Genomic DNA, 15,666 nt, shown 5'->3' on the forward strand with positions numbered 1-15,666 from the left:
TTACTTACCCCCTATGTATTTTTTGTATAACACTTGTGTTCCGCTATTCTCTTCTCCATCTTTTATTAGCTCTTCATACAATTCCTTCGCCAAACTTAAACCTGGTACTGGTAATTGTAATTTTTCAGCCTCATCTAAAGCAATCTTCATATCTTTCATAAAATGCTTTACATAAAACCCCGGTTCAAAATCTCCCTTTAACATGCGAGGGGCTAAATTGCTTAATGACCAGCTACCTGCTGCACCCGTTGAAATGCTCTCTAACACTTTATCTGGATCTAGTCCAGCTTTTTTCGCATAAGCAACCGCTTCACATACTCCAATCATATTAGAAGCAATTGCAATTTGATTGCACATTTTTGTATGTTGTCCACTTCCAGCTGGTCCTTGCAACTGAATATTTGTTCCTAGTTTTTCAAATAACGGTAAACATTTTTCATATATTTCTTTCTCGCCACCGACCATAATTGCGAGTCTTGCCTCTTTCGCACCGACGTCTCCTCCAGATACAGGCGCATCTAACGTATATATATTCTTACTTTTACCCGCTTCATTAATACGTTTTGCCAATGTTGGTGTAGATGTCGTGAAATCAATTGTAATTGTACCTTCATTTGCATTCTCCAAAATCCCATCTATCCCAAAATACACTTCTTCTACATCATGTGGATATCCTACCATAGTCATTACAACATCCACTTGCTTTACTAAGTCTTTCGGTGTATCACACCAATTTGCACCATCTTGCACTAAAGAGTCTGTTTTCGATTTTGTTCTATTATATACATATACTGTATGACCGTCTTGCATGAAATGACGCACCATACTTTTTCCCATTACACCAATACCAATGAAACCAATTGATACATTTTTATGTTTCATTTTCTCATCCCCTTTGTTCTAATAAATCACTTACCATCTTTCGGAAATCTTTATTGAAGTCATCATCCATACTATTTTTCACATTTGAAAATAAAATAACAAAAGTCCCTTTTTCTTTATTAAAATTATTGAAAGTGTTCCAACCAGATAGTACACCATGATTATGAAAATAATCCGGATATATGTAAAAACTAAATGCATATTTTCGTTCTGTTGAAGGTGAAAACATCGCTTGTATACTTTGTTCAGAAAGAAGTTTTCCATTTATAATTGCTTCGTCTAATTTCTTCATATCTCCAACTGTCGTATACATCTCACCACAACCATATAGCCAATCCATGCCTACCTTCTGCGCTGGTACAAGCTCTTGATTTTTTTTCACATAACCCTTTGTAAAATTTTTATCTCCAGGTACCATATTTCCCATACCAGATTCATGCATATCTGCTTTTGTAAATATATTTTCTTTTATATAATCTCCTAAAGGTTTTTTCGATATATGTTCTATTATATAGGCAAGCACCATATAATTATAATCTGTATATCTCCAACCTGTTCCTGCAGGAAATTCTAAATTTTGACGTCCAATCCAATTAATTAACTGTAAACGGGAAGCAGCATTAACATTGCCTTTTGCGTGTTCAGGTAAACCAGAGGTATGCGTTAATAAATGATATAACGTAATATTTTTATTCTCCGGAAATGAAGGAATATATTTATTTACATTATCTTGAATATTTAGCTTACCTTGATCCTGCAGTTGTAAAATAGATGTAGCCACAACTGTTTTTGTAATAGAACCGATACGATATTTTGTGTGAGGCATATTTTCTATTTTATTTTGAACATCAGCATACCCATATCCTTTATTCAATATAACATGCTCTTTATCTGTTACCAAAACTGTTCCATTGAATTGCTTTCCGACTAAATATTGATCTAATTCTTGAGATATGCTAGCGTAATCAATTTGCTTTTCTTTTTCTTCTTCTATATTCTCTTGTACTTCTGATTCAACAGCAGGATTCACCTTAGTTGTTAATTCTTTATTTTCCTTTATATTAGAATTATAGAGAAAATAGTATACTCCTCCACAAACTAAAGCACATATTGAAACTATCATCATTATTTTTTTTATCATTTTGTTCCTCCATAATTCCTTCGTTCAAAATCCCCCCTACACTCTATTATCAAGTAATAAAAAAAAATCGCAACAATTTGTTGCGAAAAATCACTTTTTTTCTTTTCTATATACACACACTTGATTTTTCCCATTTTTTTTCGCTTCATATAATGCAATATCCGCTCGTTGCATTAATTCTTCTCTTGTAATCCCTTTTTCATATAATGCAACTCCAAAGCTCGCTGTTAATTTCGAAATTCCTGAGAATTGCTTTGTTTCAATGAAAAATCGTAATGATTCCGCAACTTGAAATGCTTCTTTTTCTACTGTATTCGTTACTAAAATAATAAATTCTTCTCCTCCCCACCTAGCAAATACATGTTGCTGCTCCACTTTAGATTTCATGAGCTCTGCAAGCTCAATTAATGCTAAGTCACCAAAATCATGGCCATACGTGTCATTTACTGCTTTAAAATTATCTATATCAAATAAAATAAGTGCTATATTTTCATTATTACGCATCGCATTATCCCATTCTGCCTCGAGTATTTGTTGGAATTTCAAACGATTATAAATCTCTGTTAACGAATCTATCATAGCAAGTCTTTCTTGTTCTTGATAGATTTCATCTAATTCGGTAATCTCTGTACACTTCACAATAAATCTTGATAAATCTTCTGGCAATGGTGTCGCACGCAATAAAAAAGTTGACACTTCCCCTTCATAGTTGGACATCTTAATTCTTCTATCATATGATAATGTATCATCTAACCATGTTATATCATGAGTTGTTGAATAGTATCCATTTTCTCTAATAAGATGTTCAGCAAATACTAAATGTTGCTCACGATAAGCAAACAAATTTTCATATCCGAAAAACTCTAAAAAATTTGTATTACAATCAACAATCTCATCGTCTTCTACTATAAATAATAGATCATTTCGAAAATCAAACATCGTTTGAAGTAGTTCTTGTTGCAAACTTACTTGCCGCACTAAAGAAAGCTGATATAAACTTTTATTTACTTCCTCTAACACCATTTGCGGAGTCACAGGGGCTATCACAATATTACGTATTCCTAACGTAAGCACCTCTGCAAACTCGCTTGTTATTTGTTGATCCCAAATGACAATAAATGTACTCTGTGGATTATACATATTCTTTATATATTTTATTTGAGAAAAATCTGTTACATACATAATTACAATATGTGGTTTAGTCCTCTGAAATAATACTTCTCCTTCTTCAAAACTATTTGCTATAAACATACATTTTGGATGGATATTTTCTATCGTTTGTTGATGTGTGCATCCATTTTCTATATAAAGGACATTTAACTGAAGATCTTGTAATACATTTTGGAAAACCGTATTCTCTAATAAAAAATGTAGTATGTTCATCACTAGTCTTCACTCACTTCATATATCTTGTTCTACAGAATTCCTCACAAACATTTTATAAAAAACTGTTCTCTAAAAACTTTAATGAGTGAGGGATACATGTTAACAAGCTAATTGAGAATGTTATCTTTGCTTTTTCACTCTATAAATTCCTTTTTTAGTGTATGATTATAGGAATTGTATCGTTTGTATGAATGCCCTAGCTTCCGCTTGAAAACTTGACAATTAAAATAAAGATATTATATTCTTAAATTCGATAACTTACAAAATGTAAGTAGAATATATTACATGTATTTTTTTCATAATTTGATATGTAATTTGGAGGATATATAATGACAAACGAAAACTTTTTTAATGTTTTATATGAACGCACATCTACACGTGCATTCAACCCAGAGAAAGAAATTTCATCTACAGAGTTACACGAGATTTTAAAGGGAGCTGCTCAAGCACCTTCCGCTTGGAATTTACAGCATTGGAAATTCCTTGTATTCCAAGGTGAAGATGTACAGAAACGATTACATCCAATTGCTTATAACCAACAACAAATTCTTGATGCTTCTGCTGTAGTCGCTATTTTAGGTGATTTAGAAGCTTATAAAAACGTTGAACCCGTTTATGGTCCAATTGTAGAACAAGGATTTATGAAAGAAGAAGCAAAAGAACGCTTAGCTAAAAATATTGAGTCTGCATATGCTCGTGAGCAATTCCCAAGAGATGCAGCCTTTTCAAATGCATCTTTAGCAGCAATGCAACTTATGCTTGCAGCTAAAGCAACTGGCTGGGATACTTGTGCGATTGGTGGTTTCAACCCACAAGCACTTACAGAAGAATTCAATGTTTCATCTCGCTACGTACCAATTATGCTTATTACAATTGGGGAATCAACTTTAAAAGGCCATCCTGCACCACGAATGAGCGTAGAACAAGTAAGTGAATGGGCAAAATAATAAAAAACGAAGGTAATTTCATTACCTTCGTTTTTTTATGTTCTGTCACACATCCGTAATATTACAATGTATTATTCGACAACTACATATAAAAAAACATTAAATTTTATGCTGTTTTCATACACAAAAATGACGTTTTGTGTCGAATCTTGTTAAAACATCGAAATATAATCGTGTTTTTTTGTTACAATTATGATACAATGATAACAAATAGATAACAAGAGAGGGATTTTCATTGAGTTCATACGGAAGCTTTATTGCACTTTTATGTTACATAGTAACTGTACTGCTTCTATATTTTATTGGCGATGCTGCAAATATTTCAGTATTACAATTTCCAAAAGAAGAAGCATTCCAATTAGAATCAGAAAAACATACTGCACGATCCATTGTACCGCTACTCTTAGCTCTTCCTGTATATATCATCGTTTTATATAAAAGCAAAAAAGTGTAAAGGCTACCTATTTCATTCATTTCGGTGGTCTTTACACTTTTTTGTGATATCTATCCTATTTTAAACATCATTCCGTAATAAACACCCAGCTAGTCATTTAAAATGAGAAAATCCCCTAGAAAAAATTCCACTCTCTGTCCAGTCACTCACTACCGAACTTACATAGATTATAAGTGTGAAGGGGGTGATGAGGATTATGTTTGGATCATTTGGATGCTGTGATAACTTTAGAGACTGTCATCATCATGAAAGAGAGTGCAGACATCATGAGAAAGAGAAAGAGAAAGAAGTAGTTAGACCACAACAACCAGCTGTATGTAACGTACTTGCTAGCATTTCAGTTGGAACAGAGCTTTCTCTTTTAAGCATTAGAGGTAACGGCACTTTCAACAATGTAATTTTTGAAGGTTTCGCTAACGGTGTTGCTCTTTTCTCTGCTTTAGCTCGTAATAACAATGACAAAGACAATAAAGATAACAACAAAGATGATAAGCACAATCAAAACCGTAATACTTTTACTGGTATTTTACGTGTATGCCCAACTGATATCGTTGCTATCGCTATCTAATTCTGTTCCTTATCCTCTATAGTAAGAAAATAAGATTTACTTTTCTCATAGAAAAAACCTGAGACCGATTTCAAATCGACTCAGGTTTTTTTATTGATTATATGCTTTTAACTAGTTCAACAACTTCTTCAGCAGTTGACATCATTAATGCTTTTTCTGCTAATGTTTCCATTTCTGCTTTTGACAACTTGCTTAGTTGTGTTCTTGCAGGAAGAATAGATGTTGCACTCATACTGAACTCATCTAAACCTAATCCTAATAATAATGGGATAGCAAGTGAATCGCCCGCCATCTCACCACACATACCAGCCCATTTGCCTTCTTTATGAGCAGCATCGATAACCATTTTTACAAGACGTAAAATAGATGGGTTATATGGTTGGTATAAGTAAGATACTTGTTCGTTCATACGGTCTGCAGCCATTGTGTATTGAATTAAGTCGTTTGTTCCGATAGAGAAGAAATCAACTTCTTTTGCGAATTGATCTGCTAATACTGCTGAAGCTGGGATTTCAACCATCATACCAACTTCAATAGAATCAGAAACAGTTGTACCCGCTTCTACAAGTTTTGCTTTCTCTTCTAATAAGATCGCTTTCGCTTGACGGAACTCATCAAGAGTTGCAATCATTGGGAACATAATTTTTAAGTTACCGTATACGCTAGCACGAAGTAATGCACGAAGTTGTGTACGGAACACATCTTGCTCATCAAGACATAAGCGAATTGCACGGTATCCTAAGAATGGGTTCATTTCTTTTGGTAAATGTAAGTATGGAAGCTCTTTATCTCCACCGATGTCAAGTGTACGAACAACAACAGGTTGACCTTCTTTTACACCTTCAAGAACTGCTTTATATGCTTCGAACTGCTCTTCTTCTGTTGGAAGATTGTCACGGCCCATGTATAAGAATTCTGTACGGTATAAACCAACGCCTTCTCCGCCATTATCGATAATACCTTGTACATCATTTGGTGTTCCGATATTTGCAACAAGCTCAACGTGATGTCCATCACTTGTTACAGTAGCTTGGTCTTTTAGTTTTGCCCATTCAGCTTTTTGCTCTTCAAATTTCGCTTTCTTTTCTTCAAACGAGCGAAGAGTTTCTTCTGATGGATTAACAATTACTTCTCCATCTAAACCATCGATGATTACGATATCGCCGTTTTGGATTTTCTCCATAACAACTTTTGTACCAACAACAGCTGGAATTTCCATAGAACGAGCCATAATTGCAGAGTGAGATGTACGTCCACCGATATCAGTTGTAAAACCTTTTGCATACTTACGGTTTAACTGCGCTGTATCAGATGGTGTTAAATCTTCAGCAATAATGATTACTTCTTCAGAAATTGTACCTGGATTTGAGAAGTTAATGCCTAGTAAATGTGCAAGAACACGTTTTGTTACGTCACGGATGTCCGCAGCACGTTCTTTCATATATTCGTTATCCATGTTTTCAAACATAGAAATAAACATTGATGCAACTTCATCCATTGCAAATTCAGCATTTACTTTTTCGCTATTTACTTTATCTTTTACTGGGTTTACTAGTTCTGGATCATTTAACACTAATAAATGTGCTTCAAAGATCGCAGCTTTGTCAGCACCTAGCTCAGCAAAAGCGTGGTCCTTAATTGCTTCTAATTCAGTTTTTGCTTTCTCAAGCGCAGCTTCTAAGCGTGCAATTTCTGCAGCTTCGTTTGTAATTGATTTCTTTTCGATGTTAAATTCAGGATTTTCAAGTCTGAAAGCCTTTGCAATAGCAATCCCACTTGATGCAGCGATCCCTTGAATGTTAAGAGTCATTATTCTCCTAATCCTTCGTTTTTCATAGTTTCTTCGATAGCTGCTAGTGCTTGAGCTGCATCATCACCATTTGCAGTGATTTTAATTTCCGCGCCTTGTTGAATACCTAAAGACATAACGCCCATGATTGATTTTAAGTTAACGTTCTTTCCGTTATACTCTAAGTTAATGTCAGAACCAAATTTGCTTGCAGTGTTTACAAGTAGAGTTGCTGGACGAGCATGAATTCCTGAGTCGCTAGTTACTTTAAAGATTTTTTCCATGATAATTTATCTCCTTTAAATTACAGTATTTTTTTAGTTGTATAGACGTGAGTACTACATCATCTATTGTATATAATAGGCGATGTTCGGTCAACCACATCACCTATTATAATTATAAACATTTTGCGTCAAATTCCTACTGAATGTCAATAATAGCGTTTTCGCCCTTCTTAACATTTCCATCTTTTTTCAATTCGACTTGCTGCCCTTGTTGTAAATTCGTAAATACAATTGGTGTAATTATAGATGGTGCATTTTCTTTTACAAATGCAAGATCTACTTTTAATAATGGTTGTCCTTGTTTCACTTTGTCACCTTGCGCTACAAGTGCTTCAAAACCTTCACCATTTAATTTTACAGTATCAATACCGAAGTGGATTAAAATTTCTTTTCCACCTTCAGATTGAATACCAATTGCATGCTTTGTAGGGAATACGTTGACAATTTCACCATTAACTGGAGAAACTACTGTTCCTTCTGTTGGCTCAATTGCAAATCCATCTCCCATCATTTTTCCTGAGAATACTTGATCCGGTACCTCTGTAATTGGTAGGATTTTCCCTTCAATTGGTGAAACGATTGTTTCGTTTTCATCAACTTTTTGAGGAGCTTCTTCTACTTTTACAGGCTCTGCTTTTTCAACATGAGGTGTACGACCTGACATAATATCATGAATTTGTGATTTTAATGTGTCAGATTTCGGTCCAAAAATAGCTTGAATGTTATTTCCAACTTCAAGTACACCAGCTGCTCCAAGTTCTTTCAAGCGATCTTTATTTACATTCTTTTGTTCGTTAACTTGAACACGTAAACGAGTAATACAAGCGTCTAAAGAAGCAATGTTTTCTTTACCACCAAGTGCTACTAATACTTCACGAGGAAGTTCACCAGCTTCTGCTTTTCCTGCACCTTCATTCGCATTTGCAACTTCACGGCCAGGTGTTTTTAAATCCCATTTACGGATTGCAAATCGGAATCCGAAGTAGTAAATAACCGCTAGTACAAGACCAACAATAATTACCCACCACCATGCCGTACGGCCTGGTAGTACACCGAATAATAGGAAGTCGATTAAACCACCAGAGAATGTCATACCAATTTTAACACCTAAAATTTGCATTGTCATAAATGATAGACCAGCGAATACAGCGTGAATTCCGAATAATACTGGTGCTACGAATAAGAATGAAAATTCAAGTGGCTCTGTAATACCTGTTAAGAAAGATGTTAATGCAGCAGAACCTAAAATACCAGCTGCTAATTTTTTATTTTCTGGACGTGCTTCATGGTACATTGCTAAAGCTGCTGCTGGAAGACCGAACATCATAAACGGATACTTACCAGTTGTAAATGTACCTGCTGTTAATTCTACACCGTCTTTTAACTGTGCCATAAAGATTTTTTGGTCACCACGAATTAATTCGCCAGCCGCATTTGTATACTGACCGAATTCGAACCAGAACGGTGAATAGAAAATGTGATGTAATCCAAATGGAATTAATGAACGTTCAATTAAACCGAAAATAAATGCTGCTAACGTTCTATTTGCATCAATCATTTGATGTGAGAACGTGTTTAAGCCACCTTGAATGTATGGCCAAACGAAGCACATGATAATACCTACTATTAAAGAGAATGTTGCAGTTGCGATCGGTACGAAACGCTTACCTGCAAAGAAACCTAAGTATGATGGTAATTCAATGTTGAAGTATTTATTATAGCAATATGCCGCTACTATCCCGACGATAATACCACCAAACACTCCAGTTTGTAGCGTTGGAATTCCTAATACGTTTGCATACGCCGGATCTGCAAATCCAATTTTTACTGGGTCTGCTCCAGAACTTGTTACTTTCACTAGCTTATCTACTTCTAAGAACACACTCATCGTTTTGTTCATAATTAAGTAGCCAACGAATGCTGCTAAACCAGCTACTCCGTCTCCACCAGCTAAGCCAATTGCTACCCCAACTGCGAATAGTAATGCAAGGTTAGCGAAAATAATATCACCAGATTGTTCCATAATTTTTGCTACCATTACGAACCAATCTGCTTTTAAAGCAGGAATAACATTTGTTAACTGTGGATTTTGAAATGCATTACCAAATCCAAGTAAAATACCTGCTGCCGGTAAAATCGCTACTGGAAGCATAAGCGCTTTTCCGACTTTTTGAAGAACACCAAAGATCTTCTTAAACATGGAAACCCTTCCTCTCTTATCTATATTGATACCTTCCGACAAACGCCAAAAAGGCATGAGGAAAAAAAGATAGAACGATAGCTATACAAAGGGTAGTATATCCCTTTCTCTAGCTTACATTCCTTACTTTTCTCCACTCATGCCTGATCGAATCAGTAACACGTGTCAAAAATAGGTTTACGTATAAGTTCACTATAATTAAGGCAAACGTTTTCGTTTTATCCCTTAATGTGTTTGTCGAAATTTGTATAACTTTGCAATAGTTATTATACATAACTATTGTAAGCGATTCAATGATTTTTTTTAACGTTTTCATTTTCGACAAAAATATATGTCTTTTTACACATGCTCTGCCTTCACTAAGCGCTGCAGGTGCATCGTTAAATATATACTCTCTGCTTCATAAACAGGAAGTTGCAATTCTTTTTGCATAACCTTAACTAACTTCCAAGCTAAATTATAACAGACAGGATATTCCGCCTTTAATAAATCAGCAAAACTTTGCGATTCCTCTACTTTTTCTCCTTTTTTCACCCTCTCAATAGCATATTGAAGATGACGAATAAGGCGTAAATAGTGAATACTTTCTTGGTCTAATGTAATTTGTAAGTTCGTCTCAATTAAAGATACAAGCTGTGCAATGAGACGGGAGTTTTGATTAACTGAAGATAAATCTGAATTTGTAAGTGAACTGTAAATATGGAGTGCAATAAACCCGATTTCTCCTTCTGGCAATGTAATTTGCAAACGAGAATTTAAAAGGTTTACAACACCTTCAGCAATTTTATATTCCTCTGGATAGAGCATTTTCGTTTCAACTAAAAAAGGATTATCAATTGTAAACCCTTGTTTTAAACGCTTAATTGCAAAAGAAATATGATCTGTTAAAGCGATATGAATATGTTCATTCAATGGAGATTTTGCTTTTTCTTGAATATAGAACATAATATCATTCATTAATTCAATTAATTTTTCACTCACATGTGGAACTAGCAGTTTGTATTGTTCACGATCACGTTCATTTTTTAGAACAAACATTTTTTCAATTTGTTCTTGCTCCAATACATCTTTCGCTTTTTTTCCAAATCCAATTCCTTTACCAATCACTACTACTTCCTCATGTTCAGGATGGCTAGCAATGATGACATTATTATTTAAAACTTTTTTAATTTCTAGATAATTACTCATATAACACCACCCTCGTACTTAAATAGCCTGCTTTTATGTTACAGAATATTCTTCTTTGTCGTCAATGTAAAACATCTACCATTTCATAAAAATTCATTTTTTAGACATGTTTATATATGATGCGTATAATGTAAGAGCAACTGTACATAGAAAGGAGATAACAACATGATTAAAATGTTTGTAAGTGATATCGACGGTACAATGATGCAACACGGAGGTTTAATTGACGAACAGGATATTGTAGCACTTCGTAGTCTTGCTGAACAAAATGTGATTCTTTGTTTCGCTTCTGGCCGACTTGATAATGAAATTGCAGACTTAATGAAAGCTGTAAATACAAATTTCCACCGCATTAGTGTTAATGGTGTTTTTGTATATACAAATGAAAATAAGCAGCTATTATCTGCAACTTTTGATTCCAGCATTCTTCCTGAATTGTTACACATGACGAATGAAGATCCTTATTTCCGTTATGTTAGTGATGAACATAATTACTACATTGAAGAAAAAACACCGTTTATTCACGAACTTGAGCAACAAGTAACGATGACTTCTGTCGAAGAACCAAATTTATTACAGAAAATAGATGATACAATTTTCCCGAATAAAATTTCTGTCGGTGGAACAAAGGAGAGCTTACAACTCCTTCAGAAAAAAATTGATGAAAAATTTCATGGAAAAGTTAGTACGTTCATTTCAGCAGAACAATGTTTAGATGTAATGCCACCTAATATTAGTAAAGGTTCTGCTATTTCTGTTTTATTAAAAGAGTTTCAATTACAACCAGAGGAAGTTGCTTGCATAGGGGATTCTTATAATGATATTCCAATGTTTGCTTTAACTCCTCACAGTTTTGCTATGGCTCAAGCAGATGACGCAGTAAAAGAACACGCTCACTATGTAGTAAATACAGTTAAAGATGCTGTTAACCACGTAATTGCTCATAATAAAAATACGACTCACTCCTTGTAAGGATGAGTCGTATTTTTTCTTTACATGTTAAACAATTTGACATTTACTGTACTTCACAAACTGAAATATATTATTTGTTACGTGCGATGTTTGTAATAAACTTATAACGATCTCCACGATAAATACATTTCACATACTCTAACGGTACTTCACCTTCTGAATATGACCATTGACGCATGACAAGCACTGGCGCCTTTTTAGGAATATGCAGATGTTCCGCTTCATTATCCGTTGCAATTGAAGCTTCAATTGATTGAGTAGCGCTAACAAGTTTGAAGCCCAGTTTTTTCTCTAAATGTTCATATAAAGATTGTTGCAATATTTCTTCGTTAATATCTTTTACAAGAGCTGGCGACAAATATGTCGTCTCAAAAGCAATCGGTTCATCGTCAGCTAAGCGAATACGCCTCACTTCATAAACCGACTCTCCCTCCTGTATTCTCAGCCGGTCTGCTATTTTCGCAGTAGCTGGAACTAGGCGGAAACTTAATAATTGACTACTTGGGTTCATCCCACGAGAAATCATATCTTCCGTGAATCCTGTCATTCCTTGCAGTTTTTGTTCCACTTTCGGAAGTTGGACAAACGTACCGATTCCACGTTTCCGATATAAATAACCTTGTTCCACTAAATTATTAATCGCCTGTCTGATTGTCATACGACTTACTTCGAACTTATCGCAAAGTTCATTCTCAGATGGGATTTTATCTCCCGGCTTCCATTCGCCGTCCTCAATTAGCTGTTTCACCCACTCTTGAATCTGATAATAGATCGGAAATGGTGAATACTTGTCGATGTTCATCAGCAATCGCCTCACTGCATAAAGATAGAGCTTCTTGATCAGCGATTACGGTTACATTCGGATGACGTTGTAAAACTGTAGCAGGACACGCTTCACTATATGCACCTTGCAATAATTCTTTAACAGCTTCTGCCTTTTTAGAACCCATAGCAACAAGTAGAATTTGTTTCGCTTTCATAATGCTTCCAATTCCCATTGTAATTGCATGAGTTGGCACATCTTCTTCTTTTTCGAAGAAGCGAAGGTTTGCTTGGCGTGTAGATTCTGTTAATTCAACAATGTTTGTTGGAGAATTAAACGGTGTTCCTGGTTCGTTAAATCCGATGTGACCGTTTTCACCGATTCCAAGAATCTGTAGGTCAACTGGGTTAGCAGCTAGAATGCCCTCGTAACGTTTGCACTCTTCCTCTAAATCACTTGCCATCCCGTTTGGTACATAAGTTTGTTTAAATGGAAGATGATCAAACAACTGTTCTTGCATGAAATAGTGATAGCTGTTTTTATCTTCATGTGGTAAATTTACGTACTCATCTAAGTTTACAGTGGTTACACGGCTTGTATCAAGTTTATTTTTTCGCATTTCTGCATAAATACCTAATGGAGAGCTTCCTGTAGCCATTCCTAATGTTGGATTTTCTTTTGTTTTTACAACCTCTTCAATTAATTTATAACCTGCTTCTGCTAGTTCTTCTGGAGTTTTTACAACAAGAATATTCATTTCATTACTTCCCTTCCTTCATATGAATTCCTAAACGAACCGTATCATATACATGTAAATCTTCATTCATCACAACAAAGTCTGCATCTTTTCCTACCGCTAATGCACCTTTATTATTTAATCCAAACTCTTCTGCTTGGTTCACTGATGTCATTAGTACTGCATCTTCGATTGAACAACCTGTAAATTCAATTACATTTCGGAAAGCTTGATCCATTTTTAGAATACTACCAGCTAACGTTCCATCTTCTAATCGAGCACTACCATCTTTTACATGTACTGGCTGTCCGCCAAGCTCATATAATCCATCTTCAAGACCTTTTGCACGCATTGCATCAGTAATAACACTTACTTTTTTCGGTCCTTTTAATTTATATGCTAATTTCACCATATCCGGGTGAATGTGAATACCATCTGTAATTACTTCAACCATTACATCTGGATTTAATAACACATGACCAACAACTCCTGGTTCACGGTGATGTAATCCACGCATTTGATTGTATAAATGCGTTGCATGTGTAATGTTTCTGTTTTTTAGTTGCGCATCAATTGCATCTGTATGCCCCATTGTGCCGACAACACCAGTTTCAGCAAGATACTGCTCAAACTCTAACGCACCTTCTTCTTCAGGTGCATATGTTACTAATTTAATTAAATTTCCGCTTGCTTCCTGCCATTGTTTAAATTGTTCAATATTCGCAGGAACAATATGTTCAAGTGGTTGTGCACCTGCACGTTTTTTTGAAACATACGGTCCTTCTAAGTGAATATATTCGAAATGCGCTCCTTTTTCTTTCGCTTCCTTCGCAGCATGTAGTGCTGCTTCGATTGCTTCTGGAGCTTGTGTCATTGTTGTTGGGAAGTAAGTTGTAACTCCTTCTTTTAACATTTCTTTACCTAGAGTTACTAACCCATCGCTATTTGCATCCATCGCATCAATATCGTATCCACCATGAATATGAACATCAATCATACCTGGAATCACAATTTTCCCTGCCGCATCTAAAACCGCTTCATTTTCTTGTGATACATATTGAGCCATCAAACCAATTTCTTTAATTGTTTCTGCGTAACGAATAAATCCGTTTTCCACTACTTCTTGACCTGTATAAATTTTGGCATTGATGACAACTTGCGTTTTCATTTTCATCGATCCTTTCCCATGAAATACCTACTTGTTATTATTACCTTATTCGCCTAATTCCATCTTAATATATGCACGAGTAGTTGTCTATACATTCTAATGAAATTTCCTCTTTGTTTAACAAAAAGGAAACTTAGTACGTCTCTCGCAATTATAATATATGTTATTCATTTTTTCCAAAAAGGAACAATATCATCTATTGTATGAATCACTTAAGTAATGGCATTAATCCGCTAGACCCAATTGTAATATGTTCGCCGTCTGTTTCCATTTCTACTGTACGCTTATTTGTTCCATACATCATTATACCATGCTGTTTTAATCGTCTCACTACACTTTGATGCGGATGTCCATACGGATTTCTGCTACCATAAGAAAGAATCGCGAACTGTGGTTCTACCTTCTTTATAAACCTTTCACTTGTTGAAGTGTACGAGCCATGATGTCCCACCTTTAACACATCTGCATGTACATCAAATCGCTTTAATATTTCCGTTTCCGTCCGCACATCAGCATCACCCATTAGTAAAAAATCTGCCTTACCATACCGAATCTTTAATACAATTGAAGATTCATTATTTTCATCTTTGGACTTCCCATTGTTTAATACTTGTATGGAAACATGCGGATCTAGCGGTATGTATTGGCCCTCTTTTACTGAAATGAAAGGGATTCCCCTTTTCTTTATATGATTTCGATACGTATGATAAGTAAGAGAACTATATGTTTTTCCACTATCTAATATAAGTGATACTGGCATTTGCTCTACAATTGGAATGAGTCCCCCAATGTGATCCATATCAGGATGAGTACTGACGATAGCATCTAAATGGTTAATTCCTTTTTCAATTAGCTTTTGGATAATAACCTCACCAGCTTCATAAGGCCCTCCATCAATTAACATCGTTTGTCCATTTGGCAATGTAATAAGTGTTGCATCACCTTGTCCAACTTTTAAGAAACTCACTTTCATTTTACCAAAATGTTGCCGCTGCATATGTAAAGGAGACGCAGTATGAATAGACATCATATACCTTTTTGCCGATGCACTATTTAAAGAAAAGCATAACAAAACAGAAACTAATAATAAAACACTTCGTATACCTCTCATAACTCGTCTCCTTTTTTCAATTAGTATGGCACGGTATATAATTGATATACAAAAAAAGCTTAGCAAAATGCTAAGCT

15 protein-coding genes are annotated in these 15,666 nt (G+C 35.1%); 4 read left to right on the top strand and 11 right to left on the bottom strand.

The annotated features are described in order from the left end of the window. The 3 genes from MR147_RS17770 to MR147_RS17780 form a co-directional block, all read right to left on the bottom strand. The gene (locus MR147_RS17770) at nt 1-882 is read right to left on the bottom strand and encodes an NAD(P)-dependent oxidoreductase (protein ID WP_074606886.1); all 882 of its coding nucleotides are present in this window, start codon (nt 880-882) and stop codon (nt 1-3) included. 4 nt (nt 883-886) lie between these two features. Further along, on the bottom strand, nt 887-2,023 hold the full coding sequence (locus MR147_RS17775; protein ID WP_074606888.1) for a serine hydrolase: 1,137 nt from the start codon (nt 2,021-2,023) through the stop codon (nt 887-889). A 90-nt stretch (nt 2,024-2,113) separates the two neighbouring features. Beyond that, nucleotides 2,114-3,406 carry a GGDEF domain-containing protein gene (locus MR147_RS17780; protein WP_001023204.1) on the bottom strand — a complete coding sequence of 431 codons (1,293 nt, stop codon included), beginning with the start codon at nt 3,404-3,406 and terminating at the stop codon, nt 2,114-2,116. 332 nt (nt 3,407-3,738) lie between these two features. Between MR147_RS17780 and MR147_RS17785 the strand changes: the two genes are divergently transcribed. The 3 genes from MR147_RS17785 to MR147_RS17795 all read left to right on the top strand — a co-directional run bounded on the left by MR147_RS17785 (nt 3,739) and on the right by MR147_RS17795 (nt 5,378). Further along, nucleotides 3,739-4,356, top strand: a complete 618-nt coding sequence (locus MR147_RS17785) for a nitroreductase family protein (protein WP_000180604.1) — start codon at nt 3,739-3,741, stop codon at nt 4,354-4,356. A 235-nt stretch (nt 4,357-4,591) separates the two neighbouring features. Continuing rightward, nucleotides 4,592-4,810 (top strand): hypothetical protein, encoded by a 219-nt coding sequence (locus tag MR147_RS17790; protein ID WP_000100487.1) that lies wholly within the window; start codon nt 4,592-4,594, stop codon nt 4,808-4,810. 196 nt (nt 4,811-5,006) lie between these two features. Then, entirely contained in the window at nt 5,007-5,378 is a 372-nt protein-coding gene (locus tag MR147_RS17795) for a DUF3915 domain-containing protein (RefSeq protein ID WP_000468012.1), read from the top strand. Nucleotides 5,379-5,475: 97 nt separating this feature from the next. Here MR147_RS17795 and ptsP read toward each other — a convergent pair whose 3' ends face one another. The 4 genes from ptsP to glcT form a co-directional block, all read right to left on the bottom strand. Continuing rightward, a complete protein-coding gene (ptsP, locus tag MR147_RS17800; protein WP_000174221.1) occupies nt 5,476-7,188 on the bottom strand; it encodes a phosphoenolpyruvate--protein phosphotransferase in 1,713 nt (570 codons plus the stop codon). After that, on the bottom strand, nt 7,188-7,451 hold the full coding sequence (ptsH, locus tag MR147_RS17805; RefSeq protein ID WP_000411079.1) for a phosphocarrier protein HPr: 264 nt from the start codon (nt 7,449-7,451) through the stop codon (nt 7,188-7,190). The genes ptsP and ptsH overlap by 1 nt, the downstream gene beginning before the upstream one ends. A gap of 136 nt (nt 7,452-7,587) precedes the next feature. Continuing rightward, nucleotides 7,588-9,651, bottom strand: a complete 2,064-nt coding sequence (gene ptsG, locus MR147_RS17810; RefSeq protein ID WP_044793864.1) for a PTS glucose transporter subunit IIABC — start codon at nt 9,649-9,651, stop codon at nt 7,588-7,590. A gap of 339 nt (nt 9,652-9,990) precedes the next feature. Then, nucleotides 9,991-10,839 (bottom strand): glucose PTS transporter transcription antiterminator GlcT, encoded by an 849-nt coding sequence (glcT, locus tag MR147_RS17815; protein ID WP_000073863.1) that lies wholly within the window; start codon nt 10,837-10,839, stop codon nt 9,991-9,993. A gap of 165 nt (nt 10,840-11,004) precedes the next feature. Here glcT and MR147_RS17820 point away from each other — a divergent pair, with 165 nt between their 5' ends. Further along, nucleotides 11,005-11,811, top strand: coding sequence for a Cof-type HAD-IIB family hydrolase (locus tag MR147_RS17820; protein WP_000594235.1), 807 nt, complete (start codon nt 11,005-11,007; stop codon nt 11,809-11,811). Nucleotides 11,812-11,881: 70 nt separating this feature from the next. On the opposite strand, the gene phnF is transcribed toward MR147_RS17820, so the two are convergent. The 4 genes from phnF to MR147_RS17840 all read right to left on the bottom strand — a co-directional run bounded on the left by phnF (nt 11,882) and on the right by MR147_RS17840 (nt 15,589). Then, nucleotides 11,882-12,613, bottom strand: coding sequence for a phosphonate metabolism transcriptional regulator PhnF (gene phnF / locus MR147_RS17825; protein WP_002194085.1), 732 nt, complete (start codon nt 12,611-12,613; stop codon nt 11,882-11,884). Next, on the bottom strand, nt 12,543-13,331 hold the full coding sequence (nagB, locus tag MR147_RS17830; protein WP_001024206.1) for a glucosamine-6-phosphate deaminase: 789 nt from the start codon (nt 13,329-13,331) through the stop codon (nt 12,543-12,545). The genes phnF and nagB overlap by 71 nt, the downstream gene beginning before the upstream one ends. Before the next feature lie 4 nt (nt 13,332-13,335). After that, nucleotides 13,336-14,478, bottom strand: coding sequence for an N-acetylglucosamine-6-phosphate deacetylase (nagA, locus tag MR147_RS17835; RefSeq protein ID WP_016086448.1), 1,143 nt, complete (start codon nt 14,476-14,478; stop codon nt 13,336-13,338). Nucleotides 14,479-14,686: 208 nt separating this feature from the next. Beyond that, nucleotides 14,687-15,589 (bottom strand): ComEC/Rec2 family competence protein, encoded by a 903-nt coding sequence (locus MR147_RS17840; protein WP_074606890.1) that lies wholly within the window; start codon nt 15,587-15,589, stop codon nt 14,687-14,689. Nucleotides 15,590-15,666 lie beyond the last annotated feature (77 nt).

It is taken from the genome of Bacillus cereus group sp. BfR-BA-01350, from assembly GCF_022663775.1.
In the GTDB taxonomy this organism is placed as follows: Bacteria; Bacillota; Bacilli; order Bacillales; family Bacillaceae_G; genus Bacillus_A; species Bacillus_A paranthracis.

Coding starts and splice junctions, on each gene's coding strand:
- MR147_RS17770 (WP_074606886.1), bottom strand. CDS start 882: ATGAAACATAAAAATGTATCAATTGGTTTCATTGGTATTGGTGTAATG.
- MR147_RS17795 (WP_000468012.1), top strand. CDS start 5,007: ATGTTTGGATCATTTGGATGCTGTGATAACTTTAGAGACTGTCATCAT.
- ptsP (WP_000174221.1), bottom strand. CDS start 7,188: ATGACTCTTAACATTCAAGGGATCGCTGCATCAAGTGGGATTGCTATT.
- ptsG (WP_044793864.1), bottom strand. CDS start 9,651: ATGTTTAAGAAGATCTTTGGTGTTCTTCAAAAAGTCGGAAAAGCGCTT.
- phnF (WP_002194085.1), bottom strand. CDS start 12,613: ATGAACATCGACAAGTATTCACCATTTCCGATCTATTATCAGATTCAA.
- MR147_RS17775 (WP_074606888.1), bottom strand. CDS start 2,023: ATGATAAAAAAAATAATGATGATAGTTTCAATATGTGCTTTAGTTTGT.
- ptsH (WP_000411079.1), bottom strand. CDS start 7,451: ATGGAAAAAATCTTTAAAGTAACTAGCGACTCAGGAATTCATGCTCGT.
- MR147_RS17780 (WP_001023204.1), bottom strand. CDS start 3,406: ATGAACATACTACATTTTTTATTAGAGAATACGGTTTTCCAAAATGTA.
- MR147_RS17785 (WP_000180604.1), top strand. CDS start 3,739: ATGACAAACGAAAACTTTTTTAATGTTTTATATGAACGCACATCTACA.
- MR147_RS17820 (WP_000594235.1), top strand. CDS start 11,005: ATGATTAAAATGTTTGTAAGTGATATCGACGGTACAATGATGCAACAC.
- nagA (WP_016086448.1), bottom strand. CDS start 14,478: ATGAAAACGCAAGTTGTCATCAATGCCAAAATTTATACAGGTCAAGAA.
- MR147_RS17840 (WP_074606890.1), bottom strand. CDS start 15,589: ATGAGAGGTATACGAAGTGTTTTATTATTAGTTTCTGTTTTGTTATGC.
- nagB (WP_001024206.1), bottom strand. CDS start 13,331: ATGAATATTCTTGTTGTAAAAACTCCAGAAGAACTAGCAGAAGCAGGT.
- glcT (WP_000073863.1), bottom strand. CDS start 10,839: ATGAGTAATTATCTAGAAATTAAAAAAGTTTTAAATAATAATGTCATC.